General features: G+C 39.5%; 1 protein-coding gene. It reads left to right on the top strand.

All coding sequences use genetic code 11. The annotated features are described in order from the left end of the window. A partial coding sequence (locus ACQRAX_RS25610) for a DNA-methyltransferase (RefSeq protein ID WP_427867787.1) occupies positions 1-378 on the top strand: 378 nt, incomplete at its 5' end. Positions 379-425 lie beyond the last annotated feature (47 nt).

Below are 425 nucleotides of genomic sequence, written 5' to 3'. Positions count from 1 at the left end.
ATTACTTGGGAAAAACCCAATCCTCCCCCTAATTTGTCCTGCCGTTTCTTTACCCATTCGACAGAAACAATCTTATGGGCAAAGAAAAATAAAAAAGCCAAACATACGTTTCATTATGAAATGATGAAAGCACAAAATAATGGCAAACAGATGAAATGTGTTTGGACATTTCCTCCACCAAATAAAACCGAAAAAACATTCGGCAAACATCCGACACAAAAACCACTCTCCTTACTTGAACGCTGCATACTATCGGCTTCAAATATCGGAGATTTAATTTTTGACCCTTTTATGGGCAGCGGCACAACAGGCGTTGCCGCCTTAAAACATGGTCGGAGATTTTGCGGTTGCGAACTGGAAGAAGATTTTTTGAATTAGCAAAGAAAAGGTTAGAAAAATGATTATTGGCGGAATCGGCGGTGCAA

Source organism: Pseudomonas sp. UM16 (assembly GCF_050312595.1).
Lineage (GTDB): Bacteria > Pseudomonadota > Gammaproteobacteria > Pseudomonadales > Pseudomonadaceae > Aquipseudomonas.
This window is presented reverse-complemented; position numbering and strand designations above follow the sequence as displayed.